Below are 26,878 nucleotides of genomic sequence, written 5' to 3' on the forward strand. Positions count from 1 at the left end.
TTTTTTTTTGCAAAAATAAATCGGTTATATTTACTACTTAATACTAATTTTCATACCGTTTCTTTAAGCTCATTTTATATTATAAAAATTATGTCTTTAAAACTATCCGTTATTATCAGTTTGTTTTTTGCCTCATTTGCATTTGCACAAACAGGAACTCCCACAGATTATCTATCATCACAATTTCATAAAGAACGAAGAGCAGCACTACGTACTAAAATGCCCAATAATAGTGTGGCGGTTTTTTTTGGAAATCCAGTTCGCAACCGCGCTAATGATGTTGATTATGTGTACCATCAAGATCCTGATTTTTATTACTTAACGGGATATAAAGAACCCAATTCAGTTTTAGTAATTTTTTCGAATGATCAGACCAATAAAGAGGGTAAAACCTACAACGAAATGTTATATGTGCAGGAAAAAAATCCAAAAGCAGAGCAGTGGACAGGTATTCGTTTGGGCACTGATGGAGCCAAAAAAGAACTGGGGTTTGATGTAGCTTTTAATGGAAAAGATTTTTTGAATTCAGGGATTGACTATGCTAGTTTTTCGACAGTGCAATCCAAGGAATTTAATGATGACTATAGAAATTCAAAAAAAGAAGAGGCCGATTTATACAAGTTGGTTGCGGCATTTAAAAGTCAGGTTGGATATGATGTGAAGACTGTACCACAAACAGATTCTAAATTACAAACAGAATTGGGCTTAAAGAAAAATATAACAACAAAGAAAGCCATTTTAGATACTGAGTCTATTAAAACGTACATGGCTAGTTTGCGTGAGAAAAAAACCAAAGAGGAAATGGTTTTACTTACGAAGGCAGTGCGTATTTCAGCTATGGGACAGCGTGAAGTTATGAAAGCCATGCATCCTGGAATGTCAGAAACTGAGATTCAGGGACTTCATGAGTTTGTCTATAAAAAATACGGAAGTGAGTTTGAAGGATATCCTTCTATCGTGGGTGCTGGAAACAATGGATGTGTGTTGCATTATATTGAAAACAGCAAAACAAAAGTGGAAAACGAGTTAATTTTAATGGATTTAGGAGCGGAGTATCACGGCTACAGTGCCGATGTAACGCGAACTATTCCAGCAAATGGTAAATTCTCTCCTGAGCAAAGAGTGATATACGACTTGGTTTATGATGCACAAGAAGCGGGTATTGCTACAGCTGTGATTGGAAATAGTATTAGTGCTCCAGATGGTGCAGCTCGTAAAATTATAAGTCAAGGTTTAGTAAAATTAGGAATTATAAAAACAGAAGGAGATTCCAGAAAATATTTTCCACATGGTACTTCACATCATATTGGTTTAGATGTTCATGATCCGGGCTTGTATAATAACTTTGAAGAAGATATGGTTCTTACTGTTGAGCCAGGAATTTATATCCCTGTTGGAAGTGACTGTGATAAAAAATGGTGGGGAATTGCGGTACGCATCGAAGATGATATTTTAATCACTAAAAATGGTCCTGTAAATTTATCGGCTGAAGCGCCTAGAAAATCTTCAGAAATTGAAGCATTAATGAAAGAGAAAAGTGTTTTTGATACCTTATCACTGCCTAATCTAGATTGATATTTTATTTTTAGAATATAAAAAGCTCCGAAATGATAATTTCGGAGCTTTTTGTTTTATTATTTGCTGAGTAAATCACAGTACCAAAAACCAAAATCAAATGCATCTGGTGCACTTGTATCGCAGGCTGTGTCAGAGGACTCTTCTTTTTCGGGTCTTTCATATTTACGGTACACAATTTCACCAATTTCAAAATCAATAGGTTTACTAAATAAGGGACCATCAAAAGTAAAAGTATGAAATTCTCCATTTTCACCACATACATCCACATTTTCAGGCAAATCATTGATAAAATCTTGGTCAATTACCCGACCTACAAAGCTTTTATCTAAATAGCGTTCGTTCACGCAAACTACAATCGTTTTAAAACCTAAATGGATGAACTCTTGAATCAAATCTTGTGTTGGGACTTTCCATAGTGGAAAAACGCCTTTAAAGCCTATTTCGGCTAATTTATCTTCCCGGTATTTACGCAAATCTTCTAGAAATATGTCTCCAAAAACAGAATGGGTTACTCCTTGACTTTTCAATTTCTCCAATGTTTCCTGCATTACCTTTTCGTACACTTCCATAGTTGGCATTTCGGGAATTTGCATTATTTCTAATGGTAATCCCATGCTACTTGCTTGTTGTTGTAGTAATTCCACTCGAACACCATGCATCGAGATACGTTGGAATTGTTGATTAACACTAGTGAGCAAGCAACTAATTTCAAAATTAGGATCTTGCAGTATTTTGTATAAGGCCAAAGCAGAATCTTTACCGCTGCTCCAGTTAAATAGGGCTTTCTTTTTCAATGAGATTGTATTGTTTTTTCAGGTAGTAAACTTACAAAATTAGTTCTATTAGTTCGAGAAACCTTCGTAACTTTGAAAGATAGATGCATTAATTTTTTAAAATGAAATACCTTTTATTATTTATATCCACATTTGCTTTTGCACAACAAACTAAATCCGTTGACTTTAAAATAGTTCAAGGTCAAATTACGGTTAATCCTATTGAAAAATCAGTTTCAGGTGCAGTCAGTTACTGGTTTGAGATTTTAAAACCTATTGATACCATTAAAATTGATGCACAAAATATGGAATTTTCTGAAGTAGAATTAAATCAAAAAGGAATCCAATTTATTAATACCAAAAAACAAATTGTATTGATTGCCGATTTCAAAAAAGGAAAAAATAACATTAGTTTTAATTATACAGCTAAGCCAAAGCAGGCGTTGTATTTTATAGGTTCAGAAGAAAAAGATAATGTGCAAATTTGGACACAAGGGCAAGGAAGATACACCAGTAATTGGTTTCCAAGTTTTGATGATGTAAGCGAGAAAGTTATTTTTAATCTGGAAGTGGTTGTGGATTCTAAATATCAAGTAGTCGCTAACGGAGTTTTGACCAGTAAAATCAATAACGATTCAATGACCTATTGGAGATTCAACATGCAAAAACCAATGAGTTCCTATTTGCTAATGATGGCTATAGGTAAATTTGAAAAGCAAACCCTATATTCCAATTCAGGAATCCCTTTAGATTTGTATTTTGAGTCCAAAGACAAATCTAAGTGGGAACCAACTTATCCTTATTCGAAGGAACTATTTGATTTTTTAGAAAATGAAATAGGAGTGAAGTACCCTTGGAGAATATACAGGCAAATTCCTGTTCGAGATTTCTTGTATGCAGGTATGGAGAATACATCGGCTACTTTGTTTTCCAGCAGGTATGTAGTAGATTCTATCGGTTTTTCAGATCGTTCCTATACCAATGTCAATGCACATGAACTAGCACATCAATGGTTCGGAGATTTGATAACTGCCGAAAGTGGAAAGCATCATTGGTTACAGGAAGGATTTGCGACTTATTATGCGTTATTAGCGGAACGAAAAATATATGGCGACGATTATTTCTATTCCAAATTATATGAATCAGCCCAACAAATAAAATATGCGTCCAGAACAGATACGATTCCGGTTTTGAATGCCAAAGCAAGTTCTTTGAGTTTTTATCAAAAAGGAGCTTGGGCACTTTTTGTTTTGCATGAATCTGTTGGGGATAAAGCCTTCAAAAAAGCAGTTTGCAGTTATTTAAATACCTATGGATATAAGACGGTAACAACCGAAAATTTCCTTGATGAAATTCATAAATTTTCACATTTCGACACAACTAAATTTAGTAAAGTATGGCTAGAATCAACTGTTTTTAACACTCAAGAAGCTAATGAGTTACTGTTAAAAAACAAAACAGTTCAGTTGTTGTTTGAAGTCGAAAAAGTAAAGAAAAATGCATTGGCAGATAAAAAAGAATTCTTTGCTAAAACACTTCAATCAGATGCCTATTATACGGTAAAAGCAGCAATTGTCAACCAATTGAAAAATGAAATTTTTGAAAATAAAAAAGGATTATTGGAAATGGCTTTAGCTACAAATAATGTTCAAGTTCGACAAGAAGTTGCTGTTTCATTGCCTAAAATTCCTGAAGAATTTAGAGAAGAATATGAAACACTATTAAATGATAAATCCTATCAGACTCAAGAAATTGCATTGTATTATTTATGGAATTCCTTCCCTGAATATCGTATTAAATATTTAGATTTATCAAAGGATTGGATTGGTTTTAATGACTATAATTTAAGAACATTATGGTTGTCATTGGCTTTGTCAACTCTAGATTATTCAGTCGATAAAAAGGCTTTAATTGAGGAATTAATCAATTATTCTTCTACCAATTATGAAGCCATTACAAGGCAAAATGCATTAGAAAAACTGATTGCTTTTCAATTATTAAATGATGATGATGTATTAAAAAATTTAATCAATTCAACAACACATCATATGTGGCAATTTTCTAAATTTGGAAGAGATAATATTCGATTACTACTTAAAAACCCAAAAATGAGAACTTCATTTGAAAAGGTTTTACCAAGTTTAAATGAAAGCGAGTATTTTCAGTTGAACAGGTTGTTAATAGAGTAATATATAAAACAGTTTCCTATGAGAGCATTAGTAATTTCAGGAGGAGGAAGTAAAGGCGCATTCGCAGGTGGTGTTGCTGAGTATTTATTGGATAAAGAAAAAAATAAATATGACATTTTTATTGGAACATCTACCGGAAGTTTGCTGGTTACTCATTTGGCTTTAGATAAAATTGATGCAATAAAAAAGGTATATACATCAGTTACGGAGGAGAATATATTTAACAGATGCCCATTTAAAATAAAAAATAAAAATGGCGTTGATATTATAAAAATAAACCATTTTAATGTTTTAATTAATTTTCTAAGAGGTTCAAATACATTTGGAGAAAGTTTTAACTTAAAAAAGTTGATAAAAAAAACGATTACAAAAGAGGATTTTTATCAATTAAAAAGCGGTAATAAAATTGTTGTTGTTACTGTAACGAATTTAAGTAGTAACAAAGTAGAATACAAAGCCCTTTCTGATTTTGAATACGATGATTTTTGTGATTGGATTTGGATTTCTTGTAATTATATTCCTTTTATGAGTCTTGTTATTAAAAACAATAGCGAATATGGTGATGGAGGGTTTACTAGTTTGGTACCTATTCGAGAAGCTATTAATCGTGGAGCAACTGAAATAGATGCCATTATTCTGGAGACAGAAGTTCATATTTCACCCAAATTCACTGGGAAAAACCCATTTTCATTATTAGTAAATCTTTTCGGAACATTACTCGAACAAGTTCAAAAAAACGATATTACTATAGGGAAATTAACTGCAATTAATGAAAATGTAAAACTCAATTTATATTATACACCCACACAGTTAACAAGTAATGCACTGGTTTTCAATAAAATTCAAATGGAAAAATGGTGGAAACAAGGATACGAAACCGCTAAGGAACGGAATGGAACCAACAAAGAAAATTAACTTTTTACCATAACTGACTCACTTCATTTCTAAGATAAGCTAATGCAGTACTACTTGGAGAAGCTTTTTGTAATAAATCTGAGATTACTAATTCACGTAAACTATCGGCATTTGTTACTTTTTCATGTTGTGCTGCCAAGCGAATCATTTGGATAGTCGCATTTTTGGCGGTTACTATGACAGACCAACCTTCATTAGAAATATAAATTTGTTGTGCTAAATTGTGTTCAAACTCTTGTTCAATTTGGGCAATTACAAAATTTCTGTATTCATTTTTATCTTCAGAAATTGGATTGATACGAACCATTAACTGTGATGGATTGATGCGTTCCATAAACAAAGTCATACGTTCATAAGCTTGCAAACGAATTGGTAATGATGCTGATTGATTGTCTTTTTGCAATAACCATCGTCTGGTGTTTTGTTGGTCTTTGAAGTGCGCATCAAACAAATAGTAAGCCACCGCTCCAGTAATAAGTGAAGGAAGTGTAAAAGCAATTATTTCAGTGATTGTAGTCGAATCCATTATTAGTATTTTATGATACGCAAAAATATACTTTTTGATTATAATTACCCTTCAATTATGGTGTAATAAATCCAAGGTAGTAGTATTTTTACAAAAAATATTAAAAACGAAAGTACGATTGTCTTACCTATAACTACTGCTACTAAATGGAAACATACATTATTATTTTACTTTGTGTAGCTGCATTTGCTGCTGGGTTTATTGATGCAATTGTGGGTGGCGGTGGCTTGATTCAAACGCCAGCAGGATTAATATTATTGCCAAATTTACCGGTTTCAACTGTTATTGGAACCTTAAAAATACCTGCTTTTAGTGGAACCTCTTTTGCGGCTTATCAATATTTAAAAAAGGTAACTATGAACTGGAAGTTATTGCTGATAATGATGGGATTGGCTTTACCTTCGGCTTTTTTGGGTTCCACATTATTGACATATATGAGTAATGATTTTATGAAACCATTATTGCTTTTTATATTGTCATTATTAGCAATTTATACGTATGCTAAGAAAAATTTCGGGCAATTAGTCGAAAAAAATATTTCTGAAAGAACTCAAATTCTTAATGCAATGCTGATTAGTTTTATCGTTGGTTTCTATGATGGTTTTATAGGTCCTGGAACGGGTAGTTTTCTTGTAGTCGCTTTTATTGCATTAATGGGTTTTGATTTTCTTCATGCTTCCGCAAATGCTAAAATGGTCAATTTAGCAACTAATTTTGGTTCGATTTGTCTGTTTGCTTTAAAAGGAAAAATCATTTGGGCAATCGCTTTGCCAATGGCTGCCTGCAATGCCTTTGGAGGCTGGTTAGGTGCAAAACTAGCAATCAATAAAGGAAATGGCTTCATTCGTATTTTCTTTTTAGTGGTTGTGGTTGGTACTTTAATTCGTTTTGCCTATGATGTTTTTTGGAAAAAATAAATGGAGTTCTTTTCTCAAATGTCATTTTTCAAGTACTTTACTTTAGTCCTTTAAAATTGTAGTACTTGCAACAGTATTAAATCTTAAATTCTTATTTTTGCATAAATAGAAAATTTTCATGCAAAAATACATTTCCCAACTTAACGAAGCACAACGCGAACCTGTTTTACAAAAAGAAGGCCCAATGATTATTATTGCTGGTGCTGGTTCTGGTAAAACACGTGTTTTGACGATAAGAATTGCCTATTTAATGAGTCAAGGTGTTGATTCATTTAATATTTTGTCGCTGACATTTACCAATAAAGCGGCACGTGAAATGAAAAAACGGATCTCGGATATTGTAGGTTCTGGTGAAGCTAAAAATCTTTGGATGGGAACATTTCACTCGGTTTTTGCTCGAATTCTGCGCTCTGAAGCTGATAAATTAGGTTATCCTTCAAATTTTACTATTTATGATTCTCAAGATTCATTGCGATGTATATCAGGTATTATAAAAGAAATGCAGCTAGATAGAGATATCTATAAACCAAAACAGGTTTTAGGCCGAATTTCGAACTTTAAAAATAGTTTAATAACTGTCAAAGCCTACTTCAACGATCCTGATTTGATGGAGGCTGATGCTATGGCCAAGAAACCAAGGATGGGGGAGTTGTACCAAAAGTATGTAGAAAAATGTTTCAAGTCGGGAGCAATGGATTTTGATGATTTATTGTTAAAAACCAATGAATTATTAACCCGTTTTCCTGAAGTATTGGCCAAATATCAAAACCGTTTTCGTTATATCATGGTGGATGAGTATCAAGATACGAATCATTCCCAGTATTTGATTGTTAGAGCATTATCGGATAAATTCCAAAATATATGTGTAGTTGGTGATGATGCACAAAGTATTTATGCTTTTCGTGGGGCAAATATCAATAACATCTTGAATTTTCAGAAAGATTATGAAGGAGTAAAAACATTCAAATTAGAACAAAATTATCGTTCGACAAAAAATATTGTTGAAGCGGCAAACACGATTATAGACAATAATAAAACCAAACTGGATAAAATAGTTTGGACAGCCAATGATTTTGGTCCAAAGATCAAAGTACATCGTTCTATGACCGATGCCGAAGAAGGGCGTTTTGTAGCGAGTACCATTTTTGAACAAAAGATGCAAAACCAAATGAATAATGGTCAATTTGCTATTTTATATCGTACCAATGCACAATCACGTGCTATGGAAGATGCGTTGAGAAAAAGAGATATTCCGTACCGAATTTATGGCGGCTTGTCTTTTTATCAAAGGAAAGAAATTAAAGATGTTTTGTGTTACTTGCGTTTGGTGATTAATCCAAAAGACGAAGAGGCATTAATGCGAGTAATTAATTATCCGGCAAGAGGTATTGGGGATACTACAGTTGAAAAATTGACTGTTGCGGCCAATCATTATAAGCGTTCGATTTTTGAAGTGATGCAAAATATTGATAAAATTGATTTGAAATTAAATTCAGGTACAAAACAACGACTTAGTGATTTTGTCACTATGATTCAAAGTTTCCAAGTGATCAATGAAAATCAAGATGCTTTTTATATTACCGATCATGTCTCTAAGAAAACCGGATTAGTACAAGAATTAAAAAAAGATGCTACGCCGGAAGGAATGGCTAAAATCCAGAATATAGAAGAATTATTAAACGGTATTAAAGATTTTACCGAGGGTCAAAAAGAGATTGATGGTGCACGTGGCGCTTTATCAGAGTTTATGGAAGATGTGGCCTTGGCTACGGATTTAGATAAAGATACGAGTGATGAAGATCGGGTAGCGTTGATGACGATTCACCTAGCCAAAGGTTTGGAGTTCCCGCATGTATTTGTGGTAGGAATGGAAGAGGATTTATTTCCAAGTGCGATGAGTATGAGTACTAGAAGTGAGCTGGAGGAAGAACGACGTTTATTTTACGTAGCCTTAACAAGGGCGGAACATCAAGCGTATCTTACGTATGCGCAGTCTCGTTACCGCTGGGGAAAATTAACGGATAGTGAGCCTTCACGATTTATTGAGGAAATAAATTCACAATATTTAGAGTATCTTACACCTGCAGAAAGTAATTATCGTTACAAATCTATGATTGATAAGGATATTTTTGGAGATGTGGATAAATCAAAAATGCGTTTAGCTAAGCCGTCGAATGGAACTCCACCTGTTAATTATACTAATAGTAGTGTAAATAAACCAGAGATAAATGTTCGTAAATTAAAACCTGTTTCTGGAAATGTTCCCTCAGGGGGTGCTAATTTATTTGATAATAAATTAGTTCAAGGAAATTTGGTCATGCACGAGCGTTTTGGTAGAGGGCAAGTTGTGAATATTGAAGGAGTGGGAGCTGATAAAAAAGCCGAAATTAAGTTTGAGGTAGGTGGAATTAAGAAATTATTATTGCGTTTTGCAAAGTTGGATATTATTGGATAAAAAAATTAAAGTTTCAGGTTTAAAGTTGTTTAAACCTGAAACTTTAAACCTGAAACTTTAAACTAAAAAAATGGCTCAATTTATAAAAATATACCCTGATAACCCTAATGAAGCGGCTATTGCCAAAGTAGTGAAGGTTTTAAAGGATGGCGGATTGGTAATTTATCCTACAGATACTGTGTATGGGTTGGGATGTGATATTACCAATACAAAAGCACTAGAACGCATTGCGAAGATTAAAGGAATTAAATTAGACAAAGCTAATTTTTCATTTATTTGTCATGACTTAAGCAATATTTCTGATTATGTAAGGCAAATTGAGACTTCGACTTTTAAGCTTTTAAAAAGAGCTTTGCCAGGTCCCTATACTTTTATTTTACCAGGTAATAATAACTTACCTAAAGAATTCAAGAAGAAAACAACAGTGGGTATTCGTGTTCCTGATAATTCGATTGCACTTGAGATTGTTCGTCAATTAGGAAATCCTATTGTTTCTACATCCATTCATGATGATGATGATGTAATTGAATATACTACTGACCCGGAGCTAATTTTTGAGAAATGGCAAAACCTAGTAGATATGGTAATTGATGGTGGTTATGGAGATAACGTAGGGTCAACAATTATTGACTTGTCTGGTGATGAGCCTGTTATAATTAGAGAAGGAAAAGGGAGTTTGGATATTTTATAAAAAAAATAGTACAAAATAATTGAAATTGTTAAGAATAATGGTCTAAATTAGATTGTAATAATTAGTTTTTAATCAATTCAATTTATGAAAAATGTAATGGTTTTGTTTTTTTTGACAGTCGCTTTAAATTGTTTTTCTCAAAATAGTATTAGAGGAAAAGTACTCAATAAAGCAAAAGTACCATTGTCGGGTGTGAATATTTATATCGATGGCACTACAATAGCTACTATATCAGATGAGAACGGAAATTTTGATTTGCATTATGAACCTAAAACAAATAGTATTTTAGTAATAAGCTTTATGGGGTATCAAACTGAATATCTTTAAGGACTTGATGTTACAAAAGAGCTAACTATTACTTTGACTCCTTCGTTAAATTCTCTAAAAGGAGTAGTTGTAAAAAGGAAAGATCAATTTACTAGAAAGCAAAAATTACAAATATTTAGAGACTGTTTTTTAGGGCAAACACATAATAGTAAACTATTAAAAATACAAAATGAAGATGATATTTATTTCAGATATGACAAAGTAAATTTTGTTTTAAAGGCATTCTCAGATAAGCCATTACTAATTTCAAACCCTTCCTTAGGATATAAAATAGATTACGAATTAACCAATTTTGAAGCCACTTTTAGTAAATTAAGTGTAACCAAAGAGGATTTAGTTGAAAGCTATTATAGTGGATTAAGCCGGTTTGAAGAAATTGATAATTCGAATGAAATTCTAGCACTTCGAAAAAAAGCGTACGAAGGTTCTCAAGTTCATTTTTTTTTAAATTTGGCTAATAATATTTGGGATAAAGAGCAATTTTTAATTATTCACAATAAGAATGTTCTTGACCCTAAGAACTGCTTTAAAATTGAAAGGGAAAAAGATTTTGTAAAAGTAGAAGTGCTGGCAAAGGAATATAAAAAGGAGAACATAAATGAGGTCGCATCTTATGATCTAATATTTAATAAAAATGAGCATTCAGGAATTATTTTTGAAACGGATGTTTTTTATGTTTATCCAGATGGTAATAATTCTAAAATAGAAAACATTGTTTTTTCGGGGAAACTTTCAGAAGAAAAAGTGGGAGATAGGCTACCTTTAAATTATGTTTATGTTCCCGAAAATGAAATATACAATACAGGTATTTTAAAATAAATTTTTGACTGTGTTTAAATGGAGAAATCTGATTTATCTGGTGATGAGCCCGTTATAATTAGAGAAGGAAAAGGGAGTTTGTAAATTTTATAAAAAAATTAAATAAAACTGCAAAAAAACGAATTGTGTTGAATTAATATTTACATTTGTATAAGAATGATGAAGATTTACTAAGTATAAGCATGTTATTCTTAATTATATTTAATTGGTTATTAAAAAAGGTTAAGGATACATTAAGGCAGGTCTAACGACCTGCTTTTTCTATTTTTCATACTTTTTCTATTTTAAACATACAAAAATAAATTCCATAAAAAAGCGCCTTGATATTTCAAGGCGCTTTGTCTATGTTTTAAAAGAATTTTTTATAAAACTATTGTTGTTTTTTCATTTCTTTTTCAATCATTTCGTAGAACTGATCAATTTTAGGTAAAACTACAATACGAGTTCTTCTGTTACGAGCTCTGTTTTCTGCAGTATCATTAGCAACTAATGGTACGTAAGAACTTCTACCTGCTGCAATTAATTGTTCTGGTTTAACACCCAATTGATTTGTTAATACACGAATAATTGAAGTAGAACGTTTCACACTTAAATCCCAGTTGTCAAGTAAAATACCGTTTCCAATGTAAGGAACGCTATCAGTATGTCCTTCAACCATACATTCGAAATCTGGTTTGTCATTTACTACTTTAGCTACTTTAGCTAAAACTCCTTTTGCTTTATCAGTAACTTCGTAGCTTCCTGATTTAAATAATAATTTATCAGCAATTGAAATGAATACAACCCCTTTTTCAACATTTATTTCGATGTCTGGATCAGAAATTCCAACGGCACTTTTTAAACTAGTAACAACAGCTAGTGTAACACTGTCTTTTTTAGTTAATGCATCTTGCATTCTACTAATTTTTAAATCTTTTTCTTTAATTGACTCTAAAGCTTTTTCAATATTTTCAGCTCCTTTAGTAGTCAAAATCGTCATGTCCTTAGACGTATTGATCAAAGTTTGATTGTGATCTTTTAAACCAGCAACCGTAGCTGTTAAACCTGCTTTTTCTTCTAGGCAAGAGTTTAATTTAACGGTACAAGAATTTAATAGATCTTGAGTCTCTTTGTTACGAGCTTCTAAATCGGCATATTTCTTCTTAGACACACAAGATGTTAAAAGAGCTAGAACGGATAATGCAATTACGATTTTTTTCATAAAATTTTTAATTAGGGTTCAATTACAAAGTTAGTTTTTAATGATTAGATATTATATATAAAATAGTGTTAAAATTAGCTTACAAATACCTTGCCACCATTTACATAATAGTTGTAAACGATACTTTGGCATGTATAGTATTTTTTTAACTGGAAATCGCTTCTTTTTTTGTAAGTATTTGAAAATAAACGATAAAAGGAAAAATGAGCTTTTAAAATAGCGGTAAAATGTGAAAACTGACCTTTAAAAATAAATTGTATCCCTGCTAATCCATCTAATAGCATACGGTAAAAGAGTATAGAATATAACTTTTCTTTGGGCAAATTTTTTGTTAACATTAACAATGAATTTCTGAAATTCAAGAAAGTTTTCCTCGGATTTCCTTGTTGCAAGGTAGCTCCTCCCACGTGATAAACCACCGATTTGTAGTTGTAGACCATTTTATATCCCTTATTAAACGCACGCCAACACAAGTCAATTTCTTCTTGATGTGCAAAAAAATCAGCGTCAAATCCATTTAATTCATGGTAAACGGAACTACGAATAAAAAAACAAGCACCTGAAGCCCAGAATATTTCACATTCGTCATCGTATTGACCGTAGTCTTTTTCAATCGTCTCAAAGATGCGTCCCCGACAATAAGGATAGCCATATTGATCAATAAAACCGCCAGCAGCGCCTGCATATTCAAAATTCTCTTTATTCTTGTAATCTAAAATTTTAGGTTGAATAATTGCTGTTCTTTGTTCCTTTTCGAAAGTTTCAATAATGGGTTTTAACCAATTTTCAGTTACCTCAATATCTGAATTGATAAGAGCATAAATTGGCGCGTCAATCTGTTTTAAAGCTTCGTTATACCCTCCAGCAAAACCCAAATTGCTATCATTTTTTATGATTTTTACAGTAGGGAAATGGGCCATTACAAATGAAATAGAATCATCCGTAGATGCATTATCAGCTACATAAACAGTCGCTTCGGGTGAGTTTTTCACCACTGAAGGTAAAAATTGTTCTAATAATTGTACTCCGTTCCAATTGAGTATGACAACAGCTATTTTCATTTAAAGAGTTTGATTATTGGACTATATACATGGGTAATTCGGATAAAAACTGATATTTTTCATTTTCAAAATCCATTTGGCAAAAGTAATGATTCAATCCATTAGTTACCATTAAATATTGGGCTTTCATCGTCATGTTATAACGGGCAATTTGGTCAAAAGTAGCTTGTGCTATTTTTATTTCAGGGGCTTTGCATTCAATTAAAATGAAAATAGAACCATCAGTATTAAAAACAACCACATCGTATCTTTTTCGTAAGCCATTGACCATTAATACTTTTTCAACGTTTATTAATGATTTCGGGTATTTTTTTTCTTCTAGTAAAAACTGTACCACATGTTGTCGAACCCATTCTTCGGGAGTAAGAATGATAAATTTTTTCCTGACTTCATCAAAAATGGAGACTTTATTTTCGCTATTTTTGAACCGAAAGTTATAAAGTTGAAAATTTAGTTTTTGCATGAAGCAAAAATAGTTATTTAGTTTAAAGTTTAAGGTTTAAAGTTGTACACGATACGACAAACTTTAAACCTTAAACTTTAAACCCAAAAAAAGCATGGACGAGGTTGTAAAAATTGTAAATGATATAAAAGCAGGAAACATCAAGCCAATTTATTTTTTGATGGGGGAAGAACCGTATTATATAGATAAACTCTCCGATTATATAGAAAAGAATATCCTCACGGAAGAAGAAAAAGGATTTAATCAAACGGTTTTATATGGTAGAGATGTTTCTATAGAAGATATTGTATCTACTGCTAAGCGTTACCCTATGATGGCAGATCGTCAAGTTGTGATTGTAAAGGAAGCACAAGAGTTAAGTCGTACTATTGATAAATTAGAAAGTTATGCCGAAAACCCCATGCCTTCCACAGTATTGGTTATCTGTTATAAATATAAAACACTGGATAAACGAAAGAAAGCCACCAAATTATTAGCGAAAGCAGGAATTGTTTATGAGAGTAAAAAATTATATGAGAACCAAGTTGGTGACTGGATTAAGCGCGTTTTAGCAGGAAAAAAATATAATATTGAGCCTAAAGCTTCGGCTATGCTAGTCGAGTTTTTAGGAACAGATTTAAGTAAAATCAATAACGAACTTGAAAAGCTGCAGATTATTTTGCCAAAAGGCAGTACAATTTCACCAAAAGATATTGAGGAGAATATTGGATTTAGTAAAGATTTTAATGTATTTGAATTGAGAAAAGCAATAGGGGAGCGCAACCAACTGAAGGCGTATACAATTGCTGAAAATTTTGCAAACAACCCAAAGGAAAATCCAATGGTTGTAACTACAAGTTTAGTTTTTGGTTTTTTTATTCAATTATTAAAATACCATGGTTTAAAGGATCGAAATCCCAAAAATGTCGCTACAGTTTTGGGTGTTAATCCCTTTTTCTTAAAAGAGTATGATTTAGCCATAAAGAACTATCCGATGCGAAAAGTAAGTCAAATAGTAGCCTCGTTGCGAGATATTGACGTAAAAAGTAAAGGAGTTGGTGCAAATGCGATGTCAAATTCTGATTTATTAAAAGAAATGCTTTATAATATATTTAATTAGCCGCTAAAATTCACGATATTTGTTTTTTAAATATACCACAATTATGGGAATGAATAAGAATACCATCCTAGGATGGGCAACTTTAATTATGATAGTAATGGGATTACTTTTAATAGGTCTTGGCGCCTTTAGATACCGCGATGTTTCGGGCTGGGGTTTTGCCGCTGTTGGAGTTGGGTTTTTAGCAAACGCTTGGGTTTTTAGTTCATTAAAAGGGAGGTTGTAATTAGGGATACTATATAAAGACAAAAAAAACACTATGTAAATAGTGTTTTTTTATTTATAATAATATATTTATAAAATAAAATTAGAAGTAGCTATGTGGAATAAATTATCAATCAAATCTCAGTTAATATTAATTCTATTAATTCCTTTTTCAGGGTTAATTTATACTACTGTTTCAAATATAAACTTCTCTTTAGAACACTATAAAAACATAGATGAAAGTTTAGATAACATCAAAAACATCGCTACACTTTCGGAAGGAATTGAGCTGATTGGTACCGAAAGGGGGTTGCATAATTATTCCCTTTTTGATGCATCTATTAAAAAAAAATATTTAGAAAGTAAGCAAAAAACAAATGAGTGGTTTTTTAAAAATAATTTTAAAGACACTTTAATATCGAATGATTTTAAAAAATTATATACAACAATAATAAATCTTCATGAGAGTATTGAAAACAAAAAGGAAACTCCTATAACATCCTTTGTGAAATATACTATTATCAATGAAAATCTAATAAATTTAATTGATAGAGAAGTGGTGTATTGTAAATATCCTAAGATTACTACTTTGGCCAATAATTATACTAATTATGTGCTATTAAAAAGGGCAGCTTTATTAAAAAGAGGGGTCGTTATACAGAGTTTAATTGATAAAAAAAATGATGACACCTTATTAGATTTGTACTTTCAATCAAAAGTATATGTACGAAGTGTTGAGTTTAAATTATCAAACTATAGATTGGATTCAATTAATAAAGATCTTTTAAAATTTCAAAAATCCAATTCCTATACTACTTTCAGTGGTAATGCACAAAATGTAATAGATAATAAATTAAAACTTTCACCTAGGGAATGGTGGATTAATTCTACTTTAATAGTAAAAAACATAGCGAAATTAGAAAAACAAAATTTAAATTATATTGTAAAATTTGCTAGTAAAGAAAAAGCGGACGCATTAAAAAGTGTACTAATTTTAGTTTCAATTCTTTTACTGTTTTTGACAATCACTTTTATTTTATTATATAAATTAGTTAATCAATTATCTGGTTCTCTAAATGTTATGTCTAATACGATTAAGAAAATATCGCAAGGTAAAATTATACGTAACCCTGCTTTTTTTGGAAATTCAGAATTTGTAGATATTAGTAATTCTTTCAATCAGTTATTGGAAGGGATGAAAGAACAGTTTCATTTGGCCTCTAAAATAAGTTCTGGAGAATATGGGACAAAAATTAACTTAAGAAGCCCAAATGACACTCTTAATAAGTCAATGAATGCAATGTCTCTTGAATTGAAGCGGATGGAGGATGAAACATCGGAGATTAATAAAATGAAAGAAAGTATTAGTGCAATAAATTATTCTATTTTAGATTCAAAAGATTTAAATGAGTTTGGAAGGAATATTTGCCTTACACTTGTGGAACAGACCAAAGGATGTCAAGCTAATTTTTATATTATTAATTCAGCTGAGGATAACAAACAATTGAATAAAATAGGAGGATATGCAGACAACAAGAATACTCCTGAAATTATTATGTTTGGAGAAGGTTTAGTTGGCGAAGTGGCTCAAATAAACAAACAGAGATGCTTGAATAACTTGCCTAATAATTATTCTTATTTGGCCTCTTCTTTAGGGGAATCGCCATTTTTTAATGTTTTAATCACACCTATTTCTTATAGAAACGAAGTGATTGGAGTAATAGAAATAGGATCTCTTACAAATTTTAGTGAAGATCATGAAACTTTTCTGAACACTGTTTCAGAATCTATGGGAAGTGCCATTGAAGTTTATATTCGTAACGAAGAATTGAAAGTTTCTGTTAATGAAATTAAACTTAAAAATAATATTTTACAAGTTCAAGAAGAAGAACTTCGACAAAGTAATGAGGAGTTGAACAAACAGTCTATGTTGTTACAGCAATCTGAGGAAGAACTTAGAAATCAAGCTTCTGAATTAGAACAAACGAATGCGTATCTTGAAGAGAAAGGGCGTGAACTTGAAAATAAAAACCATGAAGTTCTAATTAAAAATGAAGAATTGGTTATTGCTCAAGAAGAATTAAGTATTAAAGCGGATGAAATTGAACAGGCAAGTAAATACAAGTCGGAGTTTTTGGCTAATATGTCGCATGAATTACGAACTCCTTTGAATAGTATTTTAATACTTTCGGATCTTTTAAAAGAAAATAATTTAGGCAATTTAACAGATCCACAAATTGATAACCTTTCAGTAATCAACTCTTCAGGTAAAGATTTATTGAACCTGATCACTGATATTTTAGATATTTCTAAAATTGAAGCTGGTAAAGTCGAGATTTATTCTGAGGACTCTATCGTTGAACGAGTTTATTCGGATATGGATGGCTTGTTTAGAGCTCAAATGGAAAAGAAAAAAATAGAATTTATAACAACCATTACTGAAGATTGCCCCAGAAAATTGCATACAGATATTGGAAAGCTAGAACAAATTCTTAAAAACTTTTTGTCCAATGCATTAAAGTTTACACCTGACAGCGGGACCGTTTCTTTGCGCTTTTCATCAGGTTCAAATAAGACTGATTTTACTTCTGAAATATTGGCTAAATTGAAACAAGATGAAATTTTGTCAATCTATATTGAAGATAATGGAATTGGAATTTCAGAAGAAAACAAAAAGAAATTATTTCAAACATTTCAACAAGCGGATAGTTCTACCAGTAGAAAATATGGTGGTACAGGTTTAGGATTGTTTATATCTAAAGAATTAGCATTATTACTAGGAGGGGAAGTAGCATTTGAAAGTGAGCTAAACAACGGAAGTGTTTTTAGTGTTCATATTCCAGTTACTTTTCAAGATAATAAAGTGGAACGTATAGAACCAGTACCTATTACTGATCCTAAAACAGAATCGAAAAGAGTAGAAACTTCTCGACCTTTGGAAGCAGTTTTAGATTTATCAGAAAATCTTAATGATGATCGAAATTTTGTTTCGGTAGATGACAAGACTATATTGATTATTGAGGACGACGCTTCATTTGCGGATGTATTGTTACAAGTAGCTCATGACAATGGTTTTAAAGCAATTGTTGCCTATCAAGGAGAAACAGGTTATCAATATGCCAAAAAATACAAGCCCAAAGCAATTATTCTAGATATGAAATTACCTGGAATTGATGGCTGGACTGTTTTAAAATGGCTAAAAGAAGATAAAGAATTACAACACATTCCTGTTCATGTGATGTCCGGAATGAATAGAGAGAAATTAGCCAAAGAAATGGGAGCTTTTGATTTCTTAATTAAACCTATAACTACGGATAAATTAAAAAGTGCTTTTGAGTCAATCGATATTCAAATAAATAAAGTATTTAAAAAAGTATTGATTTTAGAAGATGACGTGAGCCTTAATTATTCAATTAAAGAATTAATTCATAATTGCGACAGAAACGTAATTTGTGTTCAGGCACATACTTTTAAAGAAGCGGAGCATATCTTAATGAATGATGATATTGATTGTGCGATTATGGATATCGGTTTGCCTGATTCTAAGAACATAGCAAATATAGCTGCGCTTAGAAAAATATCTAAAAATGATCAGATTAATATAATCGTAAATACAGGACAATCTTTAACAGATGAAGAGCAATTAGAACTGCAAAATAGCGCAGATGGAGTCGTAATAAAAACCAGCAATGTTACAGAGAGATTAAAAGATGAATTACTGTTATTTCTTGATACTGTGGAGACTTCTAATAAAAAGGTAAATAAAACAGTCCAAAATTTATTAGGAGGTGAAGTGCTTAAGGATAAAACAATTTTGATTGTTGATGATGATATTCGAAATATTTATGCCCTTTCGAGTGCATTAACTACTAAGGGAGCTTCTATTTTAACTGCTTTTAATGGTATTGAAGCACTTGAGGTTTTAAAGAACAACGCAACTATAGATATTGTCCTAATGGATATTATGATGCCTGAGATGGATGGTTTTGAAGCAACTAAAAAAATACGAGAAAATCCTAAATGGAAAAACCTTCCTATTATTGCACTAACAGCAAAGGCAATGAAAGGAGATCGTGAAGAGATATTAAATGCAGGAGCATCTGATTATCAATCGAAACCAATTGATATACAACAGCTTATTTCTTTAATTAGTATATGGGTATATAAATAAATGATAGAATTTAGCGACATAGATGAAATAGTTTTTTTAATAAAAAAACAATATGGTTACGACTTTGAAGGGTATTCTAGAGCTTCCCTTTTGAGACGTATCAATCGATTTATGGAACTATCTGGCTTGGTTACAATCGTTCATTTAAAGAATGAATTAGTGAACAATCCTGAAAATTTTAATACTTTCATAAATGAAATTGTTGTGAATGTAAGTGAGTTTTTTAGAGATCCAGACTTTTTCAAATCCTTAATAAATAATGTGTTTCCTTATTTAGAGAGTTACCCTAAAATCAATATATGGAGTGCAGGTTGTTCTTTTGGTGAAGAAACGTACTCTTTGGCTATTCTGTTGAAAGAAATGAATTTACTGTGTAAATCAAGATTATACGCCACTGATATCAGTACAAATGCTTTAGACAAATCAAAAAAAGGAATTTATTCTAATAAGGATTTCAAAGAATACTCAAAGAATTATTTTTCATGTGGAGGTAAAGAATCTTTGAATCAATATTTTGTTTCTGATGGACAGAAATCGATAATAAATGCCGAACTAAAAAAAGACATTTTGTTTTCTCGACACAATTTAGTGACCGATGGTGTTTTCAAAGAATGTCAGCTTATTTTATGCCGTAATGTTTTAATTTATTTCAATGACGAATTACAAAATAAAGTTTTAAAACTGTTTTATGATAGTTTACCTGTTCATGGGTTTTTGGCACTTGGAAATAAAGAAACACTACGATTCAGCACGATTCAAGATAAATTTAGAATTATTGATGGCAAGGAAAAAATTTATCAAAAAATAAAATGATATGAAAACGATAATTATTGGGGGATCAGCAGGTTCTTTTAATCTTATATTATCCATTCTAAAAGGATTGGATAAGGAGATGAATATACCTATCGTCATTATTTTACATAGACTGAAAAATACAAAAACTATTTTAGAAGATTACTTACAATTAGAATCACATTATATAGTAAAAGAGGGAGAGGATAAAGAATTTATAAAAGCTGGATATATTTATACGGCACCATCCGATTATCATTTGTTATTAAATGAAAACTTAAGTTTCTCATTGGATGCTTCAGAAGAAATTAATTATAGCAGGCCATCAATAGATGTCAGTTTTGAGTCTTTTTCTTGTGTTTTAAAAGAAAATTGTTGTGGAATACTTTTATCAGGAGCAAATCAAGATGGAGCAAAGGGATTGAAAATAATTGCAGAGAATAGGGGAGAGACAATTGTTCAAGATTGTAATGAAGCCGAATTTGAATCCATGCCCCGAGCGGCAATTGAAATATATAAAAATCATACAGTGTGCACACTTAACACTATTATTAAAAAAATGAATAGCTATGCCAAATAAAAAACATACTCTTTTATTAATTGATGACAAACCCGAAAATTTGATGGCTTTAAAGAGTATTCTAGATCTTCCGGAAAGAGAAATTATATGTTGTTTGTCTGGAAATGAAGCTTTACAAATATTACTTAAGAAAAAGGTTTCTTTAATTCTTGTTGATGTTCAAATGCCTGATATGGATGGGTATGAGTTTGTGGAAATTATAAAAAGTCATCCAGATACAGCGTTTATTCCTACTATTTTTGTCACAGCAATTAGCAATGAACATAAATATATTACTAAGGCCTATGACTTAGGGGCTATAGATTTTTTATTTAAACCTTTAAATACAGAGATTACTCGAAAAAAAGTAGAATCATTTTTAAAAATTTGGGATTATGATCAAGAACTAAAAAGGTTAAATGAAACACTAGCTCAAAAGAATGAAGAGTTAGAACAATTTGCACATATCATTGCTCATGATTTAAAAACTCCTTTGGGGAATATTCAAGCATTAATTAATCTAATTGAGGAAGACCATATCATTAATGTTGATGGTGAAGTTGCTGAATTGTTTGATATGGTAAAAACTTCGTCAAAAAGTATGTCTAAACTTATTGAAGATTTATTGTATTACAGTAAAAATGTGCAAAATAATGAAGGAAAAGAAGAAGTCAATATTGCATTGGCACTCGATGAAGTTTTAAAACTCATAAATCCACCAGAAAATGTTCAAATTGAGAAAGTAAATTTAAATCATGATATTCTATTTCAACCGATTGCTTTTCATCAAATTATTTCAAATATAGTTTCGAATGCTATTAAATATAATAATAAAGAAATTTCAAAAATTAGCATTAGTTTAGATAGTGAGAATTCCACTTTGTCAATTAAAGATAATGGTCCAGGAATAGCGGACAAGTATCATAATAAAATTTTCGAAATGTTTCAAACTTTAGGTAATAGTTCTAATGGTGAAAGTAGTACAGGAATTGGATTAAACTTAGTTAAGAAACTAGTGGAGAGAAATAATGTTACTATCGATGTTAAAAATAATTCAGATGTAGGATGTGAGTTTGTGATTTCTAATATTGAGATTACAAGTAAGAATGCATAATTCATATTAATTGTTGTGTAATCAATATTTAGCGATGCGATTATTCATTCTAGTTTAAAGGGATTTTGTTGACAAAAATATAATACCTTTGCACTTTAAAAATTTACTAATTTTGTGTGTTATAATAGTGATTGAATAGGGTTCTAAATACTATTTCAATGACATTATAACTTTAAAACAATTAAATAATAATTTATGTCAGACGATAAAAAAGTAATTTTCTCAATGTCAAAATTGAGTAAAACTTATACAGGAGCAGATAAACCCGTTCTTAAAAATATCTATTTAAGTTTTTTCTACGGTGCCAAAATTGGTATTTTAGGTCTTAACGGATCAGGTAAATCTTCTTTATTAAAAATTATTGCAGGAGTAGATAAAAACTACCAAGGAGATGTAGTTTTTGCTCCTGGATATACAGTAGGTTATTTAGAACAAGAGCCTATTTTGGACGACAGTAAAACCGTAATCGAAATTGTTCGTGAAGGGGTTGCTGAAACGATGCAAGTGCTTGAAGAATACAATAAAATCAACGACTTATTTGGTCTTCCAGAAAATTATGAAGATGCAGACAAGATGGACAAATTGATGGATCGTCAAGCAGCGCTTCAAGATAAAATTGACGCATTGGGTGCTTGGGAAATTGATACTAAATTAGAGATTGCCATGGATGCTTTGCGTACTCCAGATGGTGATACTCCAATCAAAAATCTTTCCGGTGGAGAGCGTCGTCGTGTCGCTTTATGTCGTTTGTTATTACAACAACCTGATGTATTGCTTTTAGATGAGCCTACGAATCACTTGGATGCCGAAAGTGTCCTTTGGTTAGAACAACATTTAGCACAATATGCAGGAACAGTAATCGCTGTAACGCACGATAGATACTTCTTAGATAATGTTGCAGGTTGGATTCTTGAGTTGGATAGAGGTGAAGGTATTCCATGGAAAGGGAATTATTCTTCTTGGTTAGACCAAAAGTCAAGCCGAATGGCATTAGAAGAAAAAGTAGCTTCTAAGCGTAGAAAAAACTTAGAACGTGAGTTGGACTGGGTTCGTCAAGGAGCTAAAGGACGTCAAACAAAACAAAAAGCACGTTTACAGAACTACGATAAGTTATTGAACGAAGACCAAAAAGCATTAGATGAAAAATTAGAAATTTATATCCCGAATGGTCCCCGCTTAGGTACCAATGTAATTGAAGCCAAAGGTGTTGCTAAGGCATATGGAGATAAGTTATTGTATGATAATTTGAATTTTACTTTGCCGCAAGCAGGAATTGTTGGAATCATCGGGCCCAATGGTGCTGGTAAATCTACTATTTTCAGAATGATAATGGGTGAGGAGAAACCAGATGCTGGAGAGTTTGCTATTGGAGACACAGTTAAGATTGCTTATGTCGATCAAGCACACTCTAATATTGATCCTAATAAATCAATTTGGGAAAACTTCTGCGATGGGCAAGAATTAATTATGATGGGTGGACGCCAAGTGAATTCACGTGCTTATTTAAGCCGTTTCAATTTTGGTGGAAGCGATCAAAACAAAAAAGTGTCTACACTTTCGGGAGGTGAACGTAACCGTTTGCACCTTGCTATGACTTTGAAAGAAGAAGGAAATGTATTGTTATTGGATGAGCCTACTAATGATTTGGACATTAATACACTACGTGCATTAGAGGAAGGATTGGATAGTTTTGCAGGTTGTGCAGTAGTAATTTCTCACGACAGGTGGTTCTTAGATAGAATTTGTACGCACATTCTAGCTTTTGAAGGAGATTCTGATGTGTATTATTTTGAAGGTGGTTTCTCTGAATACGAAGAGAACAAGAAAAAACGTTTAGGTGGTGATTTAACTCCAAAACGTTTGAAATACAGAAAATTAATTAGAGGATAATTAGTCTAATAATCTATATTAAAAAGGATATCTAAATTTAGATATCCTTTTTTTATTTCTTTTTCTTATCGTTTTTCATTAGTAAAAGTACTGTGGCCACCAAAGCAATGCAAACAAACCCAAAGACAAAAACGATAATAATGGAACCACTATCCCAAGTAATAAGTGCTATATTTTTCATGTTTCTTTATTTTAAATCAAAAATAGAAATTGAGACTTTAATTTAATATGATAAAAGTCATAAACCAACAATAGTTATAAAAATTTTGATTTCAATTCGGGGGTAGGGATCATGCAGCTGTCTTTTTTGCCAAACCATTGGTATCTATTTTTAGCAATGTAATCGTATATATTGTTCGTTAGAGAAGTAGGAAGAGCCTTAAAAATGGATAGTATTGCCATTCCACCACTTAGGTGTTTTGCTATTTCTAAAGCCGCTTCCCCTTTGATGTAATAGGCGATTCCAGGTTCGTAAAGAACAATACTATCTGTTTTTTGGATGTCAACACCAATATGTTTCATAATTTCTTGTCCAATTTCCGATTGCAAAGCCACAAAACGGAAACGGTCTTTTTTGTCATGCCTTATAATAAACTGCACCGCTGTATTACACAGATTGCATGCCCCATCAAAGATGATAATTTTTCTATTTTGTGGGAGTTCAATCATAAGCTATTTTTACAATTTGTCTTGTTGAGTAATTTTATTTATAGTTTTTATTAATGGGACTCGATTACTTGAGTCATTGCGAGGAACGAAGCAATCTCATCAAGTATTTCCGTTCCAATAAGTTTTAATTTGTACGTCGACGTATTTTAGTGTGATTGCTTCGTTCCTCACAAAGACTCTGTTTGTATTTTCTGTTTGTCGACGTATTTTAGTGTGATTGCTTCGTTCCTCGCAATGACCCTATTTATCGATTACTTCTTCTTCATTGCTTCAACTAGTTCTAGTTCGTCCATACTTACTTTGGAAGTAAACATACCGTAATTCACCGTTGCTTTATTTTTCTCAATACTGTCAATTGTTCCAACTGCTTTACCGTCGAGCATGCGCACTCGGTCGCCTAAGCGTATAATAGCTTTGGGTTTTTCTATTATGGGTTTTAGTTTCTTTTCCTTTTTTTCTTTGCGAATTTCCTCTACATGAACTGTAACCTCCTCAATGACTTCTTTTTTCTTGGCTACAATAGCTTTGGCTTCTTTTGGCGTTGCTTTCTTGCGCTTCGAATTTTCTATTTCTATAATTTTCAAAAATTCCCCTATCAGGTCTTTTTTGTTTTTGTTATTGAAATACTTCTCGGCAATATCTTCTATTTTCTGGCCAATGTAAATGGTCTTTTGATTGCTGTCATACAATTCTTGATAGCTCTCTAATTTTTGTTTTATTTTGACATTGATCGTCTCCATTTTCTTGCCTTCTTCACGCGCTTTAGTCTCTTCTTCCTTTAGCGTTTGAGACGTTTTTTCCATCTTAGAACGTTCTTTTTGAAGAGTAGCAATCGTTTTGTCAAAACGTACTTTGCCCACTTCAATTTTCTTTTTGGCTCTATTGATTAAACTAAACGGAATTCCGTTTTTCAAAGCGACTTCAAAAGTGAACGAACTTCCTGCTTGACCTAAAGCCAATTTATACATGGGTTCCAATGACTTTTCGTCAAACATCATATTAGCATTAGTAGCATAAGGCAACTCGTTGGCAAGGATTTTCAAGTTGGAATAATGCGTTGTAATAATTCCAAAGGCTTCTCTATGGTAAAACTCTTCCAAGAAAATTTCAGCCAATGCACCTCCTAATTCAGGATCAGAACCGGTACCAAATTCGTCAATCAAGAACATCGTTTTGCGATTGCACTTCTTGAGAAAGTAGTTCATGTTCTTAAGTCGGTAACTGTAGGTACTAAGTTGATTTTCAATAGATTGGTTATCACCAATATCAGTAAGTATTCTATCGAATAAAAAGGTTTCTGAACGCTCGTGAACCGGAATCAACATCCCTGATTGTAGCATTAATTGCAATAAACCAACTGTTTTTAAAGAGATGGTTTTACCACCTGCATTAGGTCCAGATATGACAATAATTCTGTTTTCCTGTTGCAGCTCGATAGTTTGCGGATGCGTGATTTCCCTTTTCTGTTTGTTATTCAAATACAAAATAGGATGATACGCATCTCTAAAAAAGAGTCGGCGATTGTCAGTGATTTGAGGCATGATTCCGTTGATTCTATCGGCGTATTTTGCTTTGGCAGCAATCACATCGATATCACTAAGGAAATCTTGGTATTGTTTTAATAACGGTAAATACGGACGAATATCATTTGATAATTGTTTTAGAATCCGAGTGATTTCTTCCTTTTCTTCATATTCCAGATTACTTAGTTCCCGTGAATATTGTAAAGTAGCCTCAGGTTCGATATAAGCAATACTTCCTGTTTTAGAACTTCCAAGTATTGATCCTTTTACTTTACGGCGGTACATGGCTAAAACAGCCAAAACGCGGCGGTTTTGTACAAAACTCTCTTTGATGTCGTCTAGGTAGCCTAAACTATTGTATTGCGTTAATGCTGATCCAAAACTTTGATTTACTTTTCCGCGTACGGAATTCATACTTCTACGAACATCTAGTAATACGGGGGAAGCATTGTCTTTTATCTCTCCATATTTATCAACGATTTGATCAATTTGAGTGATAATATCTTTAGTCAATTCTACTTGATTGGCTCTGGTGTTTAAATGCGGGTAATAATCATCAAACTTTTTAAAAAAATTCAATAAAAAATTCACTGTAGAAGAAAGCGTTGCTATCTTTCTAAAACTTCCTACTTCTAGAAAACTATCCTCAATGGCTAGAAATTTAATTTCGTGTGTGATGGCATCAAAACCATGATTGGGAATTGCATTATTATTTTGAAAAGACGAAACATACTCTGAAGTTTGCATTAAAGCCTGCATCAAAGTTTCTTTATCTTTAAAGGGAGTTATTTCTAAAGCTTTTTGTTTTCCAATGTCAGTATTGCAGATCGTTGAAATCGTTTCTAGAACAGTTGGAAATTGTAAATCTTGTAATGTTTTTTCGGTAATGGATATCATTTTTTGAGATAAGTTGCAAAGTCACAAAGTTACAAAGTAATTTGA

Annotated in this window: 23 protein-coding genes; 15 read left to right on the forward strand and 8 right to left on the reverse strand. The window is 32.0% G+C overall.

All coding sequences use genetic code 11. The annotated features are described in order from the left end of the window. Positions 1 to 90 precede the first annotated feature (90 nt). Positions 91 to 1,575: an aminopeptidase P N-terminal domain-containing protein gene (locus tag AB3G33_RS11650; protein ID WP_367769634.1), complete on the forward strand. Its 1,485-nt coding sequence runs from the start codon at positions 91 to 93 to the stop codon at positions 1,573 to 1,575. Between the two features lie 59 nt (positions 1,576 to 1,634). On the opposite strand, the gene AB3G33_RS11655 is transcribed toward AB3G33_RS11650, so the two are convergent. Beyond that, positions 1,635 to 2,372 carry a diphthine--ammonia ligase gene (locus AB3G33_RS11655; protein WP_367769637.1) on the reverse strand — a complete coding sequence of 246 codons (738 nt, stop codon included), beginning with the start codon at positions 2,370 to 2,372 and terminating at the stop codon, positions 1,635 to 1,637. Between the two features lie 101 nt (positions 2,373 to 2,473). Here AB3G33_RS11655 and AB3G33_RS11660 point away from each other — a divergent pair, with 101 nt between their 5' ends. Continuing rightward, positions 2,474 to 4,540 (forward strand): M1 family metallopeptidase, encoded by a 2,067-nt coding sequence (locus tag AB3G33_RS11660; RefSeq protein WP_367769640.1) that lies wholly within the window; start codon positions 2,474 to 2,476, stop codon positions 4,538 to 4,540. Between the two features lie 18 nt (positions 4,541 to 4,558). Beyond that, on the forward strand, positions 4,559 to 5,455 hold the full coding sequence (locus AB3G33_RS11665) for a patatin family protein (RefSeq protein ID WP_367769642.1): 897 nt from the start codon (positions 4,559 to 4,561) through the stop codon (positions 5,453 to 5,455). A gap of 4 nt (positions 5,456 to 5,459) precedes the next feature. Here AB3G33_RS11665 and AB3G33_RS11670 read toward each other — a convergent pair whose 3' ends face one another. Then, complete coding sequence (locus tag AB3G33_RS11670; protein ID WP_367769644.1) at positions 5,460 to 5,981, reverse strand: hypothetical protein; 522 nt, start codon at positions 5,979 to 5,981, stop codon at positions 5,460 to 5,462. Between the two features lie 146 nt (positions 5,982 to 6,127). Between AB3G33_RS11670 and AB3G33_RS11675 the strand changes: the two genes are divergently transcribed. From AB3G33_RS11675 to AB3G33_RS11695, 5 genes are all read left to right on the forward strand, one after another. Next, positions 6,128 to 6,898, forward strand: coding sequence for a sulfite exporter TauE/SafE family protein (locus AB3G33_RS11675; RefSeq protein WP_367769646.1), 771 nt, complete (start codon positions 6,128 to 6,130; stop codon positions 6,896 to 6,898). A gap of 118 nt (positions 6,899 to 7,016) precedes the next feature. Next, positions 7,017 to 9,353: an ATP-dependent helicase gene (locus AB3G33_RS11680; RefSeq protein ID WP_367769649.1), complete on the forward strand. Its 2,337-nt coding sequence runs from the start codon at positions 7,017 to 7,019 to the stop codon at positions 9,351 to 9,353. Between the two features lie 70 nt (positions 9,354 to 9,423). After that, complete coding sequence (locus AB3G33_RS11685; RefSeq protein ID WP_367769652.1) at positions 9,424 to 10,044, forward strand: L-threonylcarbamoyladenylate synthase; 621 nt, start codon at positions 9,424 to 9,426, stop codon at positions 10,042 to 10,044. Positions 10,045 to 10,128: 84 nt separating this feature from the next. Further along, positions 10,129 to 10,371 carry a carboxypeptidase-like regulatory domain-containing protein gene (locus tag AB3G33_RS11690; protein ID WP_367769655.1) on the forward strand — a complete coding sequence of 81 codons (243 nt, stop codon included), beginning with the start codon at positions 10,129 to 10,131 and terminating at the stop codon, positions 10,369 to 10,371. A 33-nt stretch (positions 10,372 to 10,404) separates the two neighbouring features. Continuing rightward, a complete protein-coding gene (locus AB3G33_RS11695) occupies positions 10,405 to 11,190 on the forward strand; it encodes a hypothetical protein (RefSeq protein WP_367769658.1) in 786 nt (261 codons plus the stop codon). Positions 11,191 to 11,560: 370 nt separating this feature from the next. On the opposite strand, the gene AB3G33_RS11700 is transcribed toward AB3G33_RS11695, so the two are convergent. From AB3G33_RS11700 to AB3G33_RS11710, 3 genes are all read right to left on the reverse strand, one after another. Beyond that, positions 11,561 to 12,391 (reverse strand): flagellar motor protein MotB, encoded by an 831-nt coding sequence (locus tag AB3G33_RS11700; protein WP_367769660.1) that lies wholly within the window; start codon positions 12,389 to 12,391, stop codon positions 11,561 to 11,563. Between the two features lie 74 nt (positions 12,392 to 12,465). Further along, entirely contained in the window at positions 12,466 to 13,452 is a 987-nt protein-coding gene (locus tag AB3G33_RS11705) for a glycosyltransferase family 2 protein (RefSeq protein ID WP_367769662.1), read from the reverse strand. Between the two features lie 13 nt (positions 13,453 to 13,465). Further along, positions 13,466 to 13,915 (reverse strand): type I restriction enzyme HsdR N-terminal domain-containing protein, encoded by a 450-nt coding sequence (locus AB3G33_RS11710; protein WP_367769664.1) that lies wholly within the window; start codon positions 13,913 to 13,915, stop codon positions 13,466 to 13,468. A gap of 94 nt (positions 13,916 to 14,009) precedes the next feature. Here AB3G33_RS11710 and holA point away from each other — a divergent pair, with 94 nt between their 5' ends. The 7 genes from holA to ettA all read left to right on the forward strand — a co-directional run bounded on the left by holA (position 14,010) and on the right by ettA (position 23,744). Further along, a complete protein-coding gene (holA, locus tag AB3G33_RS11715; RefSeq protein WP_367769666.1) occupies positions 14,010 to 15,014 on the forward strand; it encodes a DNA polymerase III subunit delta in 1,005 nt (334 codons plus the stop codon). Between the two features lie 43 nt (positions 15,015 to 15,057). Further along, on the forward strand, positions 15,058 to 15,240 hold the full coding sequence (locus AB3G33_RS11720) for a CAL67264 family membrane protein (protein WP_367752879.1): 183 nt from the start codon (positions 15,058 to 15,060) through the stop codon (positions 15,238 to 15,240). A gap of 93 nt (positions 15,241 to 15,333) precedes the next feature. Beyond that, a complete protein-coding gene (locus tag AB3G33_RS11725; RefSeq protein WP_367769669.1) occupies positions 15,334 to 19,389 on the forward strand; it encodes a response regulator in 4,056 nt (1,351 codons plus the stop codon). Further along, positions 19,390 to 20,202, forward strand: a complete 813-nt coding sequence (locus AB3G33_RS11730; RefSeq protein ID WP_367769672.1) for a protein-glutamate O-methyltransferase CheR — start codon at positions 19,390 to 19,392, stop codon at positions 20,200 to 20,202. 1 nt (position 20,203) lies between these two features. Next, on the forward strand, positions 20,204 to 20,761 hold the full coding sequence (locus AB3G33_RS11735; RefSeq protein ID WP_367769675.1) for a chemotaxis protein CheB: 558 nt from the start codon (positions 20,204 to 20,206) through the stop codon (positions 20,759 to 20,761). Beyond that, the gene (locus AB3G33_RS11740) at positions 20,751 to 21,854 is read left to right on the forward strand and encodes a response regulator (RefSeq protein WP_367769678.1); all 1,104 of its coding nucleotides are present in this window, start codon (positions 20,751 to 20,753) and stop codon (positions 21,852 to 21,854) included. Before AB3G33_RS11735 ends, AB3G33_RS11740 begins: the two co-directional genes overlap by 11 nt. Before the next feature lie 195 nt (positions 21,855 to 22,049). After that, the gene (ettA, locus tag AB3G33_RS11745; RefSeq protein WP_367769681.1) at positions 22,050 to 23,744 is read left to right on the forward strand and encodes an energy-dependent translational throttle protein EttA; all 1,695 of its coding nucleotides are present in this window, start codon (positions 22,050 to 22,052) and stop codon (positions 23,742 to 23,744) included. Between the two features lie 52 nt (positions 23,745 to 23,796). Here ettA and AB3G33_RS11750 read toward each other — a convergent pair whose 3' ends face one another. The 3 genes from AB3G33_RS11750 to AB3G33_RS11760 all read right to left on the reverse strand — a co-directional run bounded on the left by AB3G33_RS11750 (position 23,797) and on the right by AB3G33_RS11760 (position 26,833). After that, positions 23,797 to 23,925: a hypothetical protein gene (locus AB3G33_RS11750; RefSeq protein WP_367752891.1), complete on the reverse strand. Its 129-nt coding sequence runs from the start codon at positions 23,923 to 23,925 to the stop codon at positions 23,797 to 23,799. Positions 23,926 to 23,999: 74 nt separating this feature from the next. Then, positions 24,000 to 24,413, reverse strand: a complete 414-nt coding sequence (locus AB3G33_RS11755) for a thiol-disulfide oxidoreductase DCC family protein (protein WP_367769683.1) — start codon at positions 24,411 to 24,413, stop codon at positions 24,000 to 24,002. A 251-nt stretch (positions 24,414 to 24,664) separates the two neighbouring features. Beyond that, entirely contained in the window at positions 24,665 to 26,833 is a 2,169-nt protein-coding gene (locus AB3G33_RS11760) for a DNA mismatch repair protein MutS (protein WP_367769686.1), read from the reverse strand. Between the last annotated feature and the right edge of the window lie 45 nt (positions 26,834 to 26,878).

This window comes from Flavobacterium sp. WC2421 (genome assembly GCF_040822115.1).
In the GTDB taxonomy this organism is placed as follows: domain Bacteria; phylum Bacteroidota; class Bacteroidia; order Flavobacteriales; family Flavobacteriaceae; genus Flavobacterium.